This window comes from Herbidospora sp. NBRC 101105 (assembly GCF_030269205.1).
Taxonomy (GTDB): Bacteria; Actinomycetota; Actinomycetes; order Streptosporangiales; family Streptosporangiaceae; genus Herbidospora; species Herbidospora solisilvae.
Window position 1 is genome coordinate 481,966 of sequence record NZ_BSSX01000003.1, and the last position, 17,585, is coordinate 499,550.

The window sequence follows — 17,585 nt, forward strand, 5'->3', positions numbered from 1 at the left end:
ACTACGGTATGTGGGCTCATGCTGCGCCGACAAGCCGGGTCTGGGTGTCGAGCAGATCGGTGACGGCGTGGATGGCGCGCAGCGTGGGCACCGGGGTCTCGGTCAGGTCGGCCAGCTCGACCACGGCCGAGAGCAGCACGTCGAGTTCGAGAGGCTTGCCCTTCTCCAGGTCCTGGAGCGTTGAGGTCTTGTGCTCGCCGGCCTTCTCGGCCCCGGCGAGCCGCCGCTCGATCGAGATGTGGGGGTTGCAGCCGACCGCCTGGGCGACCGCGACCGTCTCTTCCATCATGGTTCTGACCAGCTCGCGGGCGCCGGTGTGGCGGCAGATGCCCGCCATCGTCGCGCGGGCGAGCGCGCTGATCGGGTTGAACGCGACGTTGCCCATCAGCTTGACCCAGATGTCTTTGCGCAGATCGGCTTCGACCGGGCATTTGAGGTCGCCGGCGACCATGGCGTTGCTGAACTCGACGCACCGGGGGGACAACTCCCCGCTGGGCTCGCCGATGGAGAAGCGGGTTCCTTCGAGGTGGCGGATCACGCCGGGGGCCTCGATCTCGGTGGCGGCATAGACGACGCAGCCGATGGCGCGCTCCAGCGGGAGCGCCTCGGTCACCGAGCCGCCGGGGTCGACGCTCTCGATGCGGTAGCCGTCGTAGGGGCCGCCGAGCCGGTGGAAGTACCACCACGGGATGCCGTTCTGGGCGGCGATGAGGCTGGTGGACTCGTGGAGCATGGGCGCGATCATCTGACCGGCCGCGGCGTAGGAGTTGGCCTTCAGGCCGAGGAAGACGTGGTCGACGGGGCCGACCTCGTGGGGATCGTCGGTGGTGTGCGGGTGGGCGGTGAAGTCGCCGCGCGGGCTGAGCACGCGCACGCCTGACTTCCGCATGGCCGCGAGATGCTCCCCGCGGGCTATCAGATGCACCTCGACGCCGGCGCGATGCAGGGCGGCCCCCACATACGCGCCGATGGCGCCGGCGCCAAGAACAGCGACCTTCACACTAGCTCCGTTCTCGCGTCGACAGTGCATTCGGTATACGGTATGGCAACGGTGTCGTCAAGGAGGTCGACCGATGACCGTGCTGTCGCATACCCGGCCCGAATCCGCCGCCGGGCACGCCGATCTGCCCTGGGATCGAGCCCGCCGGCTCGCCGCCGCGGCGACGCTGCCGCTGGTCGCGGCCGAGGTCCCGCTGTCCTCCGCCCACGGCCGCCGGTTGGCCGCCGCGCTGCGCGCGCTCGTGGCCCTGCCGGGCACCGATGTGTCGGCGATGGACGGCTACGCGGTCGGCGGCCCCGGCCCGTGGCACGTCGTCGGCGGCGTGCTGGCCGGGGGTTCGCCCTTCCCCCGGGAGCTCGGTCCCGGCGAGGCCGTGGAGATCGCCACGGGGGCGCCCGTGCCCGCCGGTGCCGTCTGCGTGGTGCCGTACGAAAAGACGGAACAGGCCGGGCTGCTGGTCAGCGGGCACTGTGAGCCGGGCAGGCACATCAGGCGGCGCGGGGAGAACGTCTCCGAGGGGGAGGTCGTGCTGACCTCGGGGGCGCTCGTCACGCCGGCCGTGCTCGGGCTGGCCGCCGGGCTCGGCCACGACACCCTGTGGGTGCGGCCACGGCCGGTTGTGTCGGTGCTGGTCACCGGCGACGAGGTGGTGGGGTCGGGGGTGCCGGGAGCGGGGTTCGTGCGCGACGCGGTGGGGCCGATGTTGTCGCCGTTGATCGCCGCGGCCGACGGTGAGGCGCTGCCGCCGCGTCACCTGCCCGACGGGGCCGAGGTGTTGGAGGCCGCTCTGGGGGAACCGGGGGCCGACGTCGTCGTGGTCTGCGGCGCGTCGTCGAAGGGGCCGGCCGATCACCTGCGCGGAGTGCTCGGCCGGCTCGGCGCGGCGGTCCTGGTCGACGGCGTCGCGGTGCGGCCCGGCCATCCGCAGGCCCTCGCCCGGTTGCCGGGAGGGCGGCTGGTGGTCGGGCTGCCCGGCAATCCGTTCGCGGCTCTGGCGGCGGCGCTGACGCTGCTGCTGCCGGTCCTGCGCGCGCTCGACGGGCGGCCCGAGCCCGAAGGCGAGCTCAGCGCCCTCGCCGGGCCGGTGCGGGCCCATCCGCGCGACACCCGCCTGGTGCCGGTCTGGAGATCGGCGCGCGGCGCGATCCCGGTGGGCCACGACCAGCCCGGGTCGCTGCGAGGGGCGGCGATGGCCGACGCGCTGGCCGTGGTCCCGCCCGGCTGGGAGGGCGGCCCGGTGGAGCTTCTCGCGCTGCCCGCACGGTAACCGGTTCGAAATCTTGTAACCCGCCGGAAAGGTATGGACATCCTCGGAAGCCGGGGGTAACCATGTTCCTCATACGGTATGCAGTATGGCGTAGACGCAAAGCAGAAACGTCTTTGAGAGGACGGCCCTGATGACGGAACCAGCCCCGGACCAGATCTCCGGTGGTCACCTGGTCGCTAAGGCGCTCAAGGCGGAGGGGATCGACGTGATCTTCACCCTCTGCGGCGGCCACATCATCGACATCTACGACGGCTGTGTCGACGAGGGCATCGACGTGATCGACGTGCGCCACGAGCAGGTCGCCGCCCACGCGGCCGACGGCTACGCGCGCATCACCGGCAAACCCGGTTGCGCCGTGGTCACCGCGGGTCCCGGCACCACCGACGCGGTGACGGGAGTGGCCAACGCCTTCCGCGCCGAGAGCCCGATGTTGCTCATCGGCGGCCAGGGCGCCCTGAGCCAGCACAAGATGGGCTCGCTGCAGGACCTGCCCCACGTCGACATGATGACCCCGATCACCAAGTTCGCCGCGACGGTGCCCTCGACCGAGCGGGTGGCCGACATCGTGTCGATGGCGTTCCGCGAGTGCTACAACGGCGCGCCGGGCCCGTCGTTCCTCGAGATCCCGCGCGACGTGCTCGACGCCAGCGTCCCGGTGGCCAAGGCCCGCATCCCCCAGGCCGGCCGCTACCGCGCCTCCACCCGCCAGGCCGGCGACCCCGACGCGATCGAGCGACTGGCCGACCTGCTCGTGCACTCAGAGAAGCCCTGCGTGCTGCTCGGCAGCCAGGTCTGGACGACGCGCGGCACCGACGCCGCGATCGACTTCGTCCGCGCCCTCAACGTGCCCGCCTACATGAACGGCAGCGGCCGGGGCACCCTCCCGCCCGGCGACCCCCACCACTTCCAGCTCTCGCGGCGCTACGCCTTCAACGAGGCCGACCTCATCATCATCGTCGGCACCCCGTTCGACTTCCGCATGGGCTACGGCAAGCGGCTGTCCAGCACGGCCAACGTGGTGCAGATCGACCTCGACTACCGCACCGTCGGCAAGAACCGCGACATCGACCTCGGCATCGTCGGCGACGCGGGGCTCATCCTGGCCGCCGCCGCGCAGGCCGCCTCCGGCCGGGTCGACAACGGCGCCGCCAAGCGCAAGGAGTGGATCGAGGAGCTGCGCGCGGTCGAGACGCAGGCCTTCGAGAAGCGGCTCCCGCGCCAGCTCTCGGCGGCCGCGCCGATCGACCCCTACCGGCTGGTCCACGAGATCAACGAGTTCATCACCGAAGACACCATCTACATCGGCGACGGCGGCGACATCGTCACCTTCTCCGGCCAGGTCGTGCAGCCCAAGTCGCCCGGCCACTGGATGGACCCGGGCCCCCTCGGCACCCTCGGCGTCGGCGTCGCCTTCGCGATGGCCGCCAAGTACGCCGAGCCCGACAAGGAGGTGCTGTGCCTGTTCGGCGACGGCGCCTTCTCCCTCACCGGGTGGGACTTCGAGACGATGGTCCGCTTCGACCTGCCGTTCATCGGCGTCATCGGCAACAACTCGTCGATGAACCAGATCCGCTACGGCCAGGCCGCCAAATACGGGCAGGACCGCGGCCGCGTCGGCAACACCCTCGGCGACGTCCGCTACGACGAGTTCGCCCGCATGCTCGGCGGCTACGGCGAAGAGGTCCGCGACCCCGCCGACATTCGCCCGGCGCTGGAGCGCGCCCGCGAGTCGGGCAAGCCCGCGCTGATCAACGTGTGGGTCGACCCCGACGTCTACGCCCCCGGGACCATGAACCAGACGATGTACAAGTAGGGAGCGGCATGCCCAAGGCCTTGGAGGGCGTGCGCGTCCTCGACATGACCCATGTGCAGTCGGGCCCGTCCGCGACGCAGCTGCTCGCGTGGCTCGGCGCCGACGTCGTCAAGCTGGAGGCCCCCACCGGCGACATCACCCGGAGCCAGCTGCGTGACGTGCCGGGCGTCGACAGCCTCTACTTCACGATGCTCAACTGCAACAAGCGCTCCATCACGCTCAACATGAAGAGCGAGCGCGGCAAGGAGCTGTTCGTCAAGCTCGTGCAGGAGTCCGACGTCCTGGTCGAGAACTTCGGCCCCGGCGCGGTCGACCGCATGGGCTTCCCCTGGGAGCGGCTCCAGGAGCTCAACCCCCGCCTCATCTACGCCTCCATCAAGGGCTTCGGCGGCGGGAAGTACGCCAAGTTCAAGGCCTACGAGGTGATCGCCCAGGCGATGGGCGGCTCGATGGCCACCACCGGGTTCGAAGACGGCCCGCCGCTGGCCACCGGCGCGCAGATCGGCGACTCCGGCACCGGCGTCCACGCCGTCGCCGGCATCCTGGCCGCGCTCTACCAGCGCGAGTCCACCGGCCAGGGGCAGCGGGTGCAGGTCGCCATGCAGCACGCCGTGCTCAACCTGTGCCGGGTCAAGCTGCGCGACCAGCAGCGGCTGGCCCACGGCCCGCTCAAGGAATACCCGAACCGGACCTTCGGCACCGAGGTGCCCCGGTCGGGCAACGCCTCCGGCGGCGGTCAGCCGGGCTGGGCGGTCAGGTGCGCGCCCGGCGGGCCCAACGACTACATCTACGTCATCGTCCAGCCGGTCGGCTGGAGGCCCGTCTCCGAGATCATCGGCCGCCCCGAGCTGGCCGACGACCCCGAGTGGGCCACCCCGGAGGCGCGGCTCAACAAGCTCGACAAGATGTTCCAGCTGATCGAAGAGTGGTCGAGCCAGCACGACAAATGGACCGTCCTCGACCGGCTCAACGCGGCCAACGTGCCGTGCGGGCCCATCCTGTCCACCGCCGAGCTCATCGACGACGAGTCGCTGCGCGCCGAGGGCGCGGTCGTCACCGTTCCCCACCCCACGCGCGGCGACTTCACGACGGTCGGCAGCCCCCTTCAGCTCTCCGACTCCCCGGTCGACATCACGACGCCGCCGCTGCTCGGAGAGCACAACGACGAGATCTACACGCGGCTCGGGGTCACGGCCGAGGAGCTGGCCGAGCTGAAGACGAACGGAGTGATCTGAGATGTCGGCAGAAGTCCGGGAGATCCTGGACAAGGCACGGGCCGAAGGGCGCACCGCGCTCACCGCCCCCGAGGGCAAGCTTGTCTGCGACGCCTACGGGATCGCCACCCCCGGTGAGGGCCTGGCGACGTCGGCCGACCACGCCGTCGAGCTGGCCACCTCGATCGGGTTCCCGGTCGTGCTGAAGATCGTCTCCCCGGACATCCTGCACAAGACCGAGGCCGGCGGCGTCTTGGTGGGCGTGGGCTCGGCCGAGGCCGTACGCGCCGGCTACGACCAGATCATCGCCAACGCCCAGGCCTACGACGCCGGGGCCGTCATCGACGGCGTCCAGGTGCAGCAGATGGTCGGCGGCGGACACGAGGTGATCATCGGCGCGGTGACCGATCCGACCTTCGGCAAGGTGGTCGCGTTCGGCCTCGGCGGAACGTTGGTCGAAGTGTTAAAGGACGTGACCTTCCGGCTCGCCCCCCTAACAGTGCATGATTCCCTGGCGATGCTGGACGACATCAAGGCGGCCGAGGTGCTGCGTGGGGCCCGCGGAGCCGCACCGGCCGACCGGGCGGCTCTGTCGACCATGATCGAACGCGTCGGCGCGCTGGTCGCCGACTTCCCCGAGATCGCCGAGGTCGACCTCAACCCCGTCTTCGCCTCCGCGAACGGCGCCGTGGCCGCCGACGTGCGCATCATCCTGTCGGCCGAACCGCCGGTGGAGACCCCGCGCATCCCGCGCGAGGAGATCCTCGCCAAGATGAACCGCATCTTCCACCCCCGGGCGGTCGCCGTCATCGGCGCCTCCGGCGAGACGGGGAAGATCGGCAACTCGGTCATGCGCAACCTGATCAACGGCGGCTTCCGGGGCAACATCTACCCGATCAACCCGAAGTCCTCCGAGATCCTCGGGTTACCCGCCTACCCGAGCATCGCCGACGTGCCCGGCGAGGTCGACGTCGCGGTCTTCGCCATCCCGGCCGCGTTCGTGCCGGCCGCCCTGGAGGCCGCGGGGGAGAAGGGCGTCGCCGGCGCCGTCATGATCCCCTCGGGCTTCGCCGAGACCGGCAACGTCGAGGGCCAGCAGGAGGTCGTCGAGATCGCCCGCAAGCACGGCGTACGCATGCTGGGCCCCAACATCTACGGCTACTACTACACCCCCGAGAACCTCTGCGCGACCTTCTGCACCCCCTACGACGTGCAAGGAAACGTCGCGTTGACCTCTCAGAGCGGCGGCATCGGGATGGCGATCCTGGGCTTCAGCCGCACCACCCGGATGGGCGTCTCCGCGATCGTCGGAGTCGGCAACAAGGCCGACGTCGACGAAGACGACCTCCTCACCTTCTTCGAGCAGGACGACAACACCAAGTGCGTCGCCATGCACCTCGAAGACCTCAAAGACGGCCGCGGCTTCGTCGAGGCGGTCCAGCGGGTCGTCAAGGAGAAGCCGGTGATCGTGCTCAAGGCCGGCCGGACCGCCATGGGCGCGAAGGCCGCCGGGTCCCACACCGGCGCGCTCGCCGGTGACGACAAGGTCTACGACGACATCCTCCGGCACGCCGGTGTGGTCCGTGCCCCCGGGCTCAACGACATGCTGGAATACGCCCGATCCCTGCCGATCATGCCGACCCCGCAGGGAGAGAACGTCGTGATCATCACCGGGGCGGGCGGCTCCGGTGTCCTCCTCTCCGACGCCTGCGTCGACAACGGGCTGACCCTCATGGAGATCCCGCCCGACCTCGACGAGGCGTTCCGCGCCTACATCCCGCCGTTCGGAGCGGCGGGCAACCCGATCGACATCACGGGCGGCGAGCCGCCCTCGACCTACGAGAACACCCTCAGGCTGGGCCTCACCGACCCCCGGATCCACGCGCTCGTGCTCGGTTACTGGCACACCATCGTCACCCCCCCGATGGTCTTCGCCGAACTGGTCGCGCGCGTCGTGGCCGAGGAAAGGGCCAAGGGCAACCACAAGCCGGTCGTCGCGTCACTGGCCGGTGACACCGAGGTCGAAGAGGCCTGCGAATACCTCTTCGACCACGGCGTGGTCGCCTACCCCTACACCACGGAGAAGCCCGTGGCCGTGCTCGGCGCGAAATACCGCTGGGCCAGGGCGGCGGGGCTCATGCCCGGCTGACGCGTCACCCGCACCACCACCGCGGCGGCCCGCCGCACCTGAGCACGGCGGGCCGGCGCACGACGCTCCGGTCACCAGGGCCGGAGACCCAAGAGGGGGGCGAATCGGGGACAGGCGGGACCAATCAACTCCCGAGGAGGTCCATACGTGGACACGTCAAGTACACCGGCGACCGAACCCACGGCTGCCACCGCAGGACAAGAAGAGAAAGTGTGGCGGGCGGGCAAGCTGGAGCCGATGCCCATCCGCACCCTGCCCGACGCGCCCCCGTCGGTGCACATCCTCGGACCCACCGTGTTCCTCGTCGCGCTCGGCGTGGGCATGGGCGAGTCGTACATGTGGCCCCGGCTGGTGCTGCTGTTCGGGCCGGAGATCCGCTGGTTGTTCCTCGTCGGCGTGACCCTGCAGGCCGTCGTCATGCTGGAGATGGCCCGCTACGCCATGGCCACCGGCGAGAGCATCTTCTTCGGCGCGGCGCGTGTCTTCAAGCCGCTGATGTGGTTCTTCTTCGTCGTCGCCATCGCCGTCTACATCTGGCCGGGCCACCTGTCGGCGGGCGCGGCGGCGTTCGAGGAGATAACCGGCATCCCATGGACAGTGACCGCGGTATGCGGCCTGCTCCTGGTCGGGGTGGTGTTCAGCCTCGCCAAGGTCATCTACAGCCTGCTCGAAAGCCTGCTGTCGATCCTGATCGGGGCGCTGGTCATCGGCACCGCGATCGTCGCCGCCATGGTCGGCACCTGGGGCGACGTCGTCAGCACCGTCACCGGCATGTTCGCGATCGGCTACATCCCCGACGGAGCCCTGTCGGCGGCGTGGTTCCCGGTGATCGTGGGGTCGATCGCCTTCGCCGGTCCGTCCGGAATGCAGCAGATGTGGTACACCCTGCACCTGCGTGACTCCGGCGCCGGCATGGGCGCGCACATCCCGCAGATCCGCGGCCTGCGTCACGCCGGCGAGGAAGAGAAGATGCCCTCGCGGGGCTTCATGTTCGACACGAGCAACCCCGAGGAGATGAAGAAGTGGCGCGGCTGGCGCCGCTGGGTCACCTTCGACGCGTTACTGCTCTTCTGGGGCGTCACCATGCTGGTCACCATCTCCTTCACGGTGATCGCGCAGGCGGCGACGCGGCAGACGCCGGGCGTCAAGGAGATCATCGCGAACGGCGAGCGCGAGGCCGCCCTGTCGGCCATGGCCGACTCGTTCGCCTCGGCGGGCAGCTCGGTCCTCGGCGTCATCTTCCTCGGCTTCATCTCGCTCATCGGTCTGAACGCGACCCTCGGCCTGTTCGACTCGTTCTCGCGCGGCCAGGCCGACATGACCTACCACTTCGTCAAGGGCGCCAAGAAGATGCGCATGTCGCACCTCTACGCGGCCTTCCTGTGGGGCGTCATCGCGTTCGGCATCCTGATCCTGCTGTTCGGCCCGGCCGACGGACCGAGCGGCATCCTCGACACGCTGGCGTTCCTGTCGACGTTCGCCATGGGCGCCTACTGCGTGACACTGCTCCTGGTCAACAACCGCATGCTGCCGAAACCGATCCGGCCCAAGTGGTGGTCGAACCTGATCATCGGCTTCGGCGCCGTGTTCTACCTCGGCATGCTGCTCTACAGCCTCTTCGCCTACGGCGTCGTGGTCGGCTGACATGGCGCCCGACCGACCCTCCATCCGGCACGCCGTGGAGCTCGCCCTCCCCGGCTTCGCGATCGGAGCCGTCGGCGGCGCCATGGCCGGCGGGCTGACCCTCATCGCAGGGCAGCCCGCCGGTTGGGCCGCCGTCTCGGCGCTCACGCTCGCCCTCCCGCTGGGCCTGTTCGGCGGCCTCTTCAGCACCCTGTGCGGGCTCGGCGGCCCGTTCCGGCCAGGCCTGTTCGCCCCGGCCGGGCTGTTCTGGCTGCTGGCCTTCCCGCTCTCCCGACTGACCCAGGAGGTCGGCACCGGACTCGTCATCGACGGCCAGGTCGTCCTCGCGGGCGGCGTGGCGGGCTTCCTCGCCTATCAGGCGCTGGTCAGCCTGGGTTTCGCGATCGGTTTCGTCTGGCTCCACGAACGGCTCATGCCCCATTGGCTGATCCGGTTGGCAGGACGCAACCCCGTGGCGCGTACCCTGCTTCAGCGCTATATCGAGCACGCCGAGGCCCTCGACCACCAACGCCGTAACCGGAAGGCACGTGGAAAGGGCCAGACGAAAGGAGTCCGATGAACCTTCCCGCCTGGGTCTGGGTGGCCACGGTCGCGGGATTCGCCCTCGTGCTCGCGTTCGACTTCTGGCTGGTCGCACGCAACCCGCATGAACCGTCTTTCCGCGAGTGCGTCAGCTGGGTCCTGTTCTACGTGGGCCTGGCCGTCGTGTTCGGCATCGGCCTCTGGGTCCTGTGGGGCGGCGACCACGGCGGAGAGTTCTTCGCCGGATGGATCACCGAATACTCACTGAGCGTCGACAACCTGTTCGTCTTCCTCATAATCATGAGCCGGTTCCAGGTGCCGCGGAAGTATCGCCAGAAGGTGCTGCTGATCGGCATCATCATCGCCCTGTTCATGCGGGGCGGCTTCATCGCCGCCGGCGCCGGGGCGATCTCCCGGTTCGACTGGCTGTTCTACATCTTCGGCGCCTTCCTGATCTACACGGCGTGGAAGCTGATCGGCCACGAGGAGGAGGAGGCCGAGTTCTCCGAGAACATCGCCCTGCGCACCGTCCGCCGGGTGCTGCCCTCGACCGACAAGTACCACGGCGCCGCGATGACCGCCCGCGTCAACGGGCGCCGCGTGGTGACCCCGATGCTCATCGTCATGGTGGCCATCGGCACCACCGACCTGCTGTTCGCCCTCGACTCGATCCCGGCCATCTTCGGCCTCACCCGCGAGCCCTACATCGTGTTCACCGCCAACGCGTTCGCGCTGATGGGCCTGCGCCAGCTCTTCTTCCTGATCGGCGGCCTGCTCGACCGGCTCGTCTACCTGAGCAAGGGCCTGTCGGTCGTGCTCGCCTTCATCGGCGTGAAGCTGATCCTGGAGGCCCTGCACCACGACGGCGTCTCGTGGGCGCCCGAGGTGCCGATCGCGGTCAGTCTCGGCGTGATCATCGGGACCCTGGTCGTGACCACCATCGCCAGCCTGATCAAGACCCGCATGGACGACCGCCGCGCCGCGGCCGAACCCCCTGCCCCGAAGGACGACGCGGGCGAGGAGGACCGCCAGAAGGCCGACATCGACGGCTGACACCGCTTCACCGGCCTCCGTGGTTCTCCTCCACGGGGGCCGTTCCGGTACAGCGGTGTTGGGTTTACGTGCCCCGGATGACGTCGGACTTCGGCGTGGATCGCACGCGTCAGCCCGACGCCGGAGGCATGGGGCGGCTCAGCGCTGCTCGGCCTTGACGGGCTCGGTGGCCCACTGGCGAACGTGGCTCTCGACGCCATCGGCGGAACGCGCCTTGCGCAGCGCGCCGGCGAGGCCCAGCCCGATCGGGCGGCCGTCGGCCGAGGCGCCCAGCGGGCCCTCGAAGGCACGCAGCTTCTCGAAGAACGACTTCATGCGAATACACCTCCTTCGGAACGGTCTCCACTACCCGGGAAGGTCCCGGGGAATCTGGCGGTCATAGGGATGCGGTCTCGGTCTCCGGAATCGATGGTCGGGGACTTCACGGCCGGTGACGTCGTGGTGTGGTGCGGAACAGCTCGGCGGATTGCCCTGCGCGGAAGTTCTTTCAAATATCCCAGCGGGGCATTAGGTCCGCGTTTCAGGCATGGAAACACCGTGGTGGTTCCACGGCTTCCCGATATTTGAATTGTCCGGATCGGATGGCGAATGGTGACGGACGAAGGGCAGCCGAAACCGCACTCCGTGCCGGGTGAAATCGCTTCGACGAAAACCGGGCGACGACTCTTGTAGACGGTCCTCAAAGCAGACGGCTGCGTCTGAGCCAAGTCGGTCGGTCGTGCGTTGACCGATCAGCGATGGTCCGTGCGCCCGCCTGAGATCCAGGGCACACCGCACGGGCCAACGTCGTCAGTGAGCCTCTGCCGACCAGGCCGATCTGGAACTACGCTCCCGATCGCGCTACGAACCCCATATCTGAACGCCCGCTTCAACGCGCTGCGAACGGGCCTGCTCTTCGGCGAGCCGCTCGGTGAAACCAGGAGTGAGCGGCTGCTTTATCAGCCGGCCATTCTTTCCTCCCTGGACTGGCTTACTCGGCGTCGATTCTCAGCCGGATACCGCACGCGGCCGCCGGCGGCGGATGGGAGCCGGGGGCTCCTCCACCGGGTTCTGGGCGCGGGATTCCAGGTAGGACTGACGCGTGTGTTCGGTGTGGCGGCGCATGATGTCGGCGGCGACGTCCTCGTCGCCGGCCTCGATCGCGTCGATCAGCGCCGCGTGCTCCTCCCACGAGGCCCGGCCGCGGTGGCGGGCCACGGGGGTGTGATACCAGCGCACCCGGCGGGCGACCTGTGAGGTCAGATCGGCCAGGACGCGGTTGCCCGACATGTTCACCACGGCGGTGTGGAGCTCGCTGTTCGCGGCGACGGCGGCGTCGACGTCGTCGGCCACGCAGGCGGCCAGACCCCGGTTGCAGATGTCGCGCAGGTCGGAGATGTCGGTCTTGTCTGGGTTGCGGGCGGCCAGGCGGGCCGACTCCGCTTCCAGAAGCGTGCGGACGGCGAGGAGCTGGTCGGCTTCCTCGACCGTGGGGGAGTGGACATAGGCGCCGTGACCGGGCCGCAGATCGACCCAGCCCTCGCCGCTCAGCAACTGAAGGGCCTCTCTGACCGGCTGGCGGGAGACGCCGAGGTTGTCGGCAAGTTCGTTCTCGACCAGGTGCTGACCCGGCTTCAAGCTGCCGATGATGATGAGCTCGAGGATCCTCTCCAAAACGCTCTCCCGCAGGGTTGTGGGACGAACGATCTTCGCGGTGGAGCCCTGGTTGGCCAGCATCGGGTTTCTCAACTCCTGGAAACGACCACTCAAAATGTTTGTCGTCGACTGCCTACAGCATACATTCTTGACATTATCGCTGGCCGTGACATCGCTCACATCGGCCCGCCGGAACTCGTAACGGTCTTTACAGCGACGGCGCGGGAAGAGTGGCGGGCACTCCCGGCCGTCGCAGGGTGGTGCAGAGCAGCGCGGTCGTGGCCGCGATGAGGGTCGCCGCCACGAATACCGGCGCCCCGGTGCTGGTCGCCAGGCCGGGCAGCGCTGTGATCGCCAGGCCCACCCCGGCCGGGCCCGCGACCGCCTTGGCCGTGTAGACCAGGCCGTGGATCCCGTGGACGCGGTCTTCGCCGAAGTACTCCCGCACGAGCGCCGCGATGAGCGGATAGATCGCGCCGCCACCCAGGCCGGCCGGGATCGCGGCCACCACCGCGACCATGTGGGCCGCGGCCACCGCGGCGGCGACGGCCAGCATGCCCTGGGCCAGCGCCAGCAGCGCCAGTGCCGAGGCCAGCACCTTCACGCGGCCGAAGCGCTCGGCCAGGGGCACCGCCGCCGCCCGGCCGGCGCCGGTGAGGGCCAGCAGGACGGCCAGGGCGAGCCACGGGGGCGTGGGGCCGAGGAAGGCCAGGGCGATCACGTCGAAGATCACGACGGCCCCCGCGCCGACGAGGATCACGGTCAGCACGACCAGCGTGGGGGTGCGGACCGCCTCGCCCAGCGAGAACTGACGGGCGGCGCGCGGTTGACGGTGCAGCACCCGCCGGTCGAGGGCCCACGCGCGGGGGTCGATCTCCGGAGGCCACCAGTTGGCGGGCGGGGTGCGGAGAACCGCCGCGGCCCAGGCGATCGCGGCCAGGCCGAAACCGGCCATGACGGGCCATAAGCGTAGGTCAAGGGTGAGCGGAAGCGCGCTGCACGAATAGGCGCCGGTCACGAAGGCGACGCGCACCCCCGGTCGTTCGGGATACCAGCGGGCGATGGTCTCGGTGCAGGCGGCGTAGACGAGCCCGGCCCCGGTGCCGCCGAGCAGGCCGTAACCCACCAGCAGCGCGATGCCCGGAGCGGTCAGCGACGGGACGGCCAGGGCGGACAGGAGGGCGCCGAGCCAGAGGGCGACGCGGACGCCGACGACCCCGCGCGAGAGCAGGCGGGTCGCGGGCAGCGCGACGGCGGCCTGGCAGGTGAGCCACACCGCCAACGGAAGCAGGACCTCGGCGGCGGAGACGCCGTGGGCGCGGGCGATCGACGGTGCGAGGGCGGCGTAGCCGTATTGCATCGGGCCAACCGCCGCCATGGCCGCCATGGCCGGCCACAACATCGCCGACCTGGGTCGCCCGGTGATCTGTGGGGCCGCCGGGCCCACCTGGTAGAGCCGTCCGCGCCAGTCTCTGACTTCCGATGTATCCTGCATACCGTATGGAATATCCCAAGCAACGCCTCTTGTCGAGAGGGGTTTACGACCTCACTTCCATACGGTATACCGTCTACAAGATGCGTTGAGGGAGGCCCGATGGACCTGTTCGAGCACCAGGCGAAGGAGCTGTTCGCGCGCTACGGCGTTCCCGTCCCCGAAGGGGCGGTGGCGGCGACGCCTGAGGAGGCGCGCGCCATCGCCGCCGAGCTGGCCGGGCCGGTCGTGGTCAAGGCCCAGGTGAAGACGGGCGGTCGCGGCAAAGCCGGCGGCATCAAGCCCGCTCCCGGCCCGGCCGCGGCGGAAGACGCCGCGCGAGCGATCCTCGGGATGGACATCAAGGGTCACCTGACCCGGCGTGTCCTCGTCGAGGTGGCCAACGTGCCGGTCGAGGAGTATTACGCGGCCTTCCTGGTCGATCGCGCGGCCGGGTCGTTCCTGGCGATGTGCTCGGCCTCGGGCGGCATGGAGATCGAAGAGCTGGCGGCCACCGATCCGACCGCGCTGGTCAAGGTGCCGATCGACCCGCTGCGCGGCGTCGACCACGAGACGGCGACCTTCATCGTCACCGAGGCGGGGCTGCCCGCCGACGTCGCCGGTGAGGCGGCCGACATCCTCGTCGGCTTATGGAAGGTGATGGCCGGTGAAGACGCCGTGCTCGTCGAGGTCAACCCGCTGGCCCGCACCGCCGACGGCCGCGTGCTCGCGCTCGACGGCAAGGTCACGCTCGACGAGAACGCCGGCTACCGGCACGAACGCCCCGCCGACGAGACCGTGGGCGGCGACGATCTCGAGAGCCGGGCCAAGGCCAAGGGCCTCAACTACGTCAAGCTCGACGGGTCCGTCGGCGTGATCGGCAACGGCGCGGGGCTCGTCATGAGCACCCTCGACGTCGTCGCGCAGGCCGGCGCCAGGCCCGCCAACTTCCTCGACATCGGCGGTGGCGCCTCCGCCCAGGTCATGGCCGACGGCCTCGGCGTCATCCTGTCCGACCCCGACGTGAAATCGGTGCTGGTCAACGTGTTCGGCGGGATCACCGCCTGCGACGCGGTGGCCGACGGCATCGTGGCCGCCCTCGCCACGCTCGGCGAGCAGGGTGCGACCCACCCGATCGTGGTGCGGCTCGACGGCAACAACGCCGAGGCGGGCCGCCGGATCCTCGATCAGGCCGCACACCCCGCCGTCCGGCAGGTCCCGACCATGGACGGCGCCGCCGAAGAGGCGGCCAGGCTGGCCAACGCGGCCGCGTGAGGAGACCCCCAGAATGTCGATCTTCCTGAGCAAGGACAGCCGCGTCGTCGTGCAGGGCATGACCGGCGCCGAAGGCGGCAGGCACACCGCCCGCATGGTCACGGCGGGCACCAACGTCGTGGCCGGGGTGACGCCGGGCAAGGGCGGGCAGGTCCACCAGGGCATCCCGGTGTTCTCGTCGGTCGCAGAGGCGATGGATTCGACCGGTGCCGACGTGTCGGTGGTGTTCGTGCCGCCGCGGTTCACCAAGGGCGCGGTCCTCGAGGCGGTCGACGCCGGGATCGGGTTGTGCGTGGTGATCACCGAAGGTGTTCCCGTCCACGACAGTCTCGAGTTCCTGACCCTGGCCAGGCAGAGCACGACCCGGATCATCGGGCCCAACTGCCCCGGCCTGATCTCGCCCGGCGCCTCCAACGCCGGCATCATCCCGGCCGACATCACCGCGCCCGGGCGCATCGGCCTGGTCTCCAAGTCGGGCACCCTCACCTACCAGCTCATGTACGAGCTCCGCGACATCGGCTTCTCCACAGCTGTGGGCATCGGCGGCGACCCGGTCATCGGCACCACCCACATCGACTGCCTCCGCGCCTTCCAAGACGACCCCGACACCGACGCGATCGTCATGATCGGCGAGATCGGCGGCGACGCCGAAGAACGGGCCGCCGCCTACATCGAGAAACACGTCACCAAGCCGGTCGTCGCCTACGTCGCCGGGTTCACCGCGCCCGAGGGCAAGACGATGGGCCACGCGGGCGCGATCATCTCCGGCTCGGCCGGCACCGCCCAGGCCAAGAAAGAGGCCCTGGAGAAGGTCGGCGTCAGCGTCGGCCGCACCCCCAGCGAGACCGCCCGGCTCATGCGCGCGCTGCTGGAGGCCGCATGAGCACGCTCCGCTACAGCGTCAACCTGTCGATCCTGTTCACCGAGCTGCCGCTGCTCGAACGGTTCGAGGCCGCCGCGAAGGCCGGGTTCGACGCCGTCGAGTTGTGGTGGCCGTTCGACGGCCCGCAGCCGTCCGAGCTCGAACTCGACCGGTTGCGGACTGCCGTCAACGACGCCGGGGTGCGGCTCGTCGGGCTCAACTTCGACGCGGGTGACATGGCCGGGGGCGACCGCGGGCTGGTCTCCTCCCCGAGCGGGTCGGCGCGGTTCCGGGCCAACGTCGAGGTCGCCGTGGGGCTGGCCGAGTCGCTCGGGTGCCGACGGCTCAACGCGCTCTACGGCAACGCCGAACCCGACATGTCCGTCGAGGTCCACCGGGCCATCGCGGTGGAGAACCTGCTCTACGCCGCCGAGGTGGCCGACCAGGCCGGGGCGATGGTGCTGGTCGAGGCGCTCAACTCCTACGAGAGCCCGGCCTACCCGATCGTCTCCTCAGAGGAGGCGTTCCGGCTGCTCGACCAGGTGGGCGTGGCGAACGTCGGGTTCCTGGCCGACCTCTACCACCTCCACCGCATGGGTGAAGACGTGCTCGACCTGATCGGCCGCCAGTGGGAGCGGTTCGGTCACGTGCAGATCGCCGACGATCCGGGGCGGGGGCAGCCGGGCACCGGCGCCATGCCCTACGACCGGATCCTCGCGCGGCTGGCGGCCACCGGCTACGACGGCCACGTGGGCCTGGAATACCGTCCGGTCGGCCCGAGCGCCGACAGTTTCGGCTGGAGGAACGGATGAACATCGGCTTCATCGGCCTCGGCATCATGGGCACGCCCATGGCCGGCAACCTGGTCCGGGCCGGGCACACCGTGGTCGGCTACGACGTCAGCACCACCCGGCTCGACGAACTGGCCGAGCTCGGCGGCAAGGCCGCGGCGAGCATCGGAGAGGCGGTCTCGCAGGCCCACGTGGTGATCACCATGCTGCCCGACTCCCCGCAGGTCGAGGAGGTCGTCTTCGGCGAGGGCGGCGTGCTCGAATACGCCCCCGCCGGGCTGCTCCTGATCGACATGAGCACCATCCGTCCCGAGACCTCGCGCCGGGTCGCGCAGGCGGCGGCGGTGAAGGGCGTGCACGCCATCGACGCGCCGGTGAGCGGTGGGGAGAAGGGCGCGGTCGACGGCACCCTGTCGATCATGATCGGGGGCCGGACCGAAGACGTCGAGTCGGCCCGGGAGATCCTGCGGGTGCTCGGCACCACGATCGTCCACGTCGGGCCCGCCGGGGCGGGGCAGACGGTCAAGGCCGCCAACCAGCTCGTCGTCGGCGGCGTCTACGCCCTGGTCGCCGAGGCGATCGTGCTGCTGGAGGCCTCGGGCGTCGACCCGAAGGCGGGCCTCGACGTGCTCGCGGGCGGTCTGGCCGGGTCGCGGATCCTGGAGCTCAAGCGCCACTCCATGATCGAGCGCAGCTTCCAGCCGGGTTTCCGCATCGACCTCCACCACAAGGACATGGGCATCGCCACCGCAGCCGCCCGCGAGGCCGGTGTCGCGCTGCCCATGACCGCGCTGGTCGCCCAGCTCATCGCGGCGGCCAGGGCCCAGGGCCACGGCGCGCTCGACCACTCCGCCCTGCTGAAAGTGATCGAAAGGATCAATTCGTGAAG

General features: G+C 70.0%; 15 protein-coding genes. 11 read left to right on the forward strand and 4 right to left on the reverse strand.

Annotated elements, in window-relative coordinates; translation table 11 throughout:
• Positions 1-16: 16 nt before the first annotated feature.
• Positions 17-1,000 carry a 2-dehydropantoate 2-reductase gene (locus QSK34_RS16140; protein WP_161480983.1) on the reverse strand — a complete coding sequence of 328 codons (984 nt, stop codon included), beginning with the start codon at positions 998-1,000 and terminating at the stop codon, positions 17-19.
• 73 nt (positions 1,001-1,073) lie between these two features.
• On the opposite strand from QSK34_RS16140, the gene QSK34_RS16145 reads away from it, so the two are divergent.
• From QSK34_RS16145 to QSK34_RS16175, 7 genes are all read left to right on the forward strand, one after another.
• On the forward strand, positions 1,074-2,267 hold the full coding sequence (locus QSK34_RS16145) for a molybdopterin molybdotransferase MoeA (protein ID WP_285584913.1): 1,194 nt from the start codon (positions 1,074-1,076) through the stop codon (positions 2,265-2,267).
• A 130-nt stretch (positions 2,268-2,397) separates the two neighbouring features.
• Complete coding sequence (locus tag QSK34_RS16150) at positions 2,398-4,080, forward strand: thiamine pyrophosphate-binding protein (RefSeq protein ID WP_285584916.1); 1,683 nt, start codon at positions 2,398-2,400, stop codon at positions 4,078-4,080.
• An 8-nt stretch (positions 4,081-4,088) separates the two neighbouring features.
• The gene (gene frc, locus QSK34_RS16155) at positions 4,089-5,315 is read left to right on the forward strand and encodes a formyl-CoA transferase (protein WP_285584917.1); all 1,227 of its coding nucleotides are present in this window, start codon (positions 4,089-4,091) and stop codon (positions 5,313-5,315) included.
• Position 5,316: 1 nt separating this feature from the next.
• Positions 5,317-7,443, forward strand: coding sequence for an acetate--CoA ligase family protein (locus tag QSK34_RS16160; protein WP_285584919.1), 2,127 nt, complete (start codon positions 5,317-5,319; stop codon positions 7,441-7,443).
• Between the two features lie 237 nt (positions 7,444-7,680).
• The gene (locus tag QSK34_RS16165; protein ID WP_285584921.1) at positions 7,681-9,087 is read left to right on the forward strand and encodes an Nramp family divalent metal transporter; all 1,407 of its coding nucleotides are present in this window, start codon (positions 7,681-7,683) and stop codon (positions 9,085-9,087) included.
• Between the two features lies 1 nt (position 9,088).
• Entirely contained in the window at positions 9,089-9,646 is a 558-nt protein-coding gene (locus QSK34_RS16170) for a hypothetical protein (RefSeq protein ID WP_161480989.1), read from the forward strand.
• Positions 9,643-10,662, forward strand: coding sequence for a TerC family protein (locus QSK34_RS16175; RefSeq protein WP_285584923.1), 1,020 nt, complete (start codon positions 9,643-9,645; stop codon positions 10,660-10,662). The genes QSK34_RS16170 and QSK34_RS16175 overlap by 4 nt, the downstream gene beginning before the upstream one ends.
• 138 nt (positions 10,663-10,800) lie before the next feature.
• On the opposite strand, the gene QSK34_RS16180 is transcribed toward QSK34_RS16175, so the two are convergent.
• The 3 genes from QSK34_RS16180 to QSK34_RS16190 form a co-directional block, all read right to left on the reverse strand.
• The gene (locus tag QSK34_RS16180) at positions 10,801-10,977 is read right to left on the reverse strand and encodes a hypothetical protein (RefSeq protein ID WP_156045963.1); all 177 of its coding nucleotides are present in this window, start codon (positions 10,975-10,977) and stop codon (positions 10,801-10,803) included.
• A gap of 672 nt (positions 10,978-11,649) precedes the next feature.
• Positions 11,650-12,378, reverse strand: coding sequence for a GntR family transcriptional regulator (locus QSK34_RS16185; protein ID WP_030454884.1), 729 nt, complete (start codon positions 12,376-12,378; stop codon positions 11,650-11,652).
• A gap of 127 nt (positions 12,379-12,505) precedes the next feature.
• Positions 12,506-13,792, reverse strand: coding sequence for an MFS transporter (locus QSK34_RS16190; RefSeq protein WP_285584929.1), 1,287 nt, complete (start codon positions 13,790-13,792; stop codon positions 12,506-12,508).
• 99 nt (positions 13,793-13,891) lie between these two features.
• On the opposite strand from QSK34_RS16190, the gene sucC reads away from it, so the two are divergent.
• Genes sucC through QSK34_RS16210 form a run of 4 tightly spaced genes read left to right on the forward strand, consistent with a single transcriptional unit; the run spans position 13,892 to position 17,583 of the window.
• Positions 13,892-15,043: an ADP-forming succinate--CoA ligase subunit beta gene (sucC, locus tag QSK34_RS16195; protein WP_285584932.1), complete on the forward strand. Its 1,152-nt coding sequence runs from the start codon at positions 13,892-13,894 to the stop codon at positions 15,041-15,043.
• 13 nt (positions 15,044-15,056) lie between these two features.
• Positions 15,057-15,926, forward strand: a complete 870-nt coding sequence (gene sucD, locus QSK34_RS16200; protein ID WP_161480994.1) for a succinate--CoA ligase subunit alpha — start codon at positions 15,057-15,059, stop codon at positions 15,924-15,926.
• Positions 15,923-16,717 carry a hydroxypyruvate isomerase family protein gene (locus QSK34_RS16205; RefSeq protein WP_285584934.1) on the forward strand — a complete coding sequence of 265 codons (795 nt, stop codon included), beginning with the start codon at positions 15,923-15,925 and terminating at the stop codon, positions 16,715-16,717. Before sucD ends, QSK34_RS16205 begins: the two co-directional genes overlap by 4 nt.
• Positions 16,714-17,583, forward strand: coding sequence for a 2-hydroxy-3-oxopropionate reductase (locus tag QSK34_RS16210; RefSeq protein ID WP_285584936.1), 870 nt, complete (start codon positions 16,714-16,716; stop codon positions 17,581-17,583). The genes QSK34_RS16205 and QSK34_RS16210 overlap by 4 nt, the downstream gene beginning before the upstream one ends.
• Positions 17,584-17,585 lie beyond the last annotated feature (2 nt).

Coding starts and splice junctions, on each gene's coding strand:
- QSK34_RS16190 (WP_285584929.1), bottom strand. CDS start 13,792: ATGCAGGATACATCGGAAGTCAGAGACTGGCGCGGACGGCTCTACCAG.
- QSK34_RS16165 (WP_285584921.1), top strand. CDS start 7,681: ATGCCCATCCGCACCCTGCCCGACGCGCCCCCGTCGGTGCACATCCTC.
- QSK34_RS16180 (WP_156045963.1), bottom strand. CDS start 10,977: ATGAAGTCGTTCTTCGAGAAGCTGCGTGCCTTCGAGGGCCCGCTGGGC.
- QSK34_RS16170 (WP_161480989.1), top strand. CDS start 9,089: ATGGCGCCCGACCGACCCTCCATCCGGCACGCCGTGGAGCTCGCCCTC.
- sucD (WP_161480994.1), top strand. CDS start 15,057: ATGTCGATCTTCCTGAGCAAGGACAGCCGCGTCGTCGTGCAGGGCATG.
- QSK34_RS16210 (WP_285584936.1), top strand. CDS start 16,714: ATGAACATCGGCTTCATCGGCCTCGGCATCATGGGCACGCCCATGGCC.
- frc (WP_285584917.1), top strand. CDS start 4,089: ATGCCCAAGGCCTTGGAGGGCGTGCGCGTCCTCGACATGACCCATGTG.
- QSK34_RS16160 (WP_285584919.1), top strand. CDS start 5,317: ATGTCGGCAGAAGTCCGGGAGATCCTGGACAAGGCACGGGCCGAAGGG.
- sucC (WP_285584932.1), top strand. CDS start 13,892: ATGGACCTGTTCGAGCACCAGGCGAAGGAGCTGTTCGCGCGCTACGGC.
- QSK34_RS16150 (WP_285584916.1), top strand. CDS start 2,398: ATGACGGAACCAGCCCCGGACCAGATCTCCGGTGGTCACCTGGTCGCT.
- QSK34_RS16175 (WP_285584923.1), top strand. CDS start 9,643: ATGAACCTTCCCGCCTGGGTCTGGGTGGCCACGGTCGCGGGATTCGCC.
- QSK34_RS16205 (WP_285584934.1), top strand. CDS start 15,923: ATGAGCACGCTCCGCTACAGCGTCAACCTGTCGATCCTGTTCACCGAG.
- QSK34_RS16145 (WP_285584913.1), top strand. CDS start 1,074: ATGACCGTGCTGTCGCATACCCGGCCCGAATCCGCCGCCGGGCACGCC.
- QSK34_RS16185 (WP_030454884.1), bottom strand. CDS start 12,378: ATGCTGGCCAACCAGGGCTCCACCGCGAAGATCGTTCGTCCCACAACC.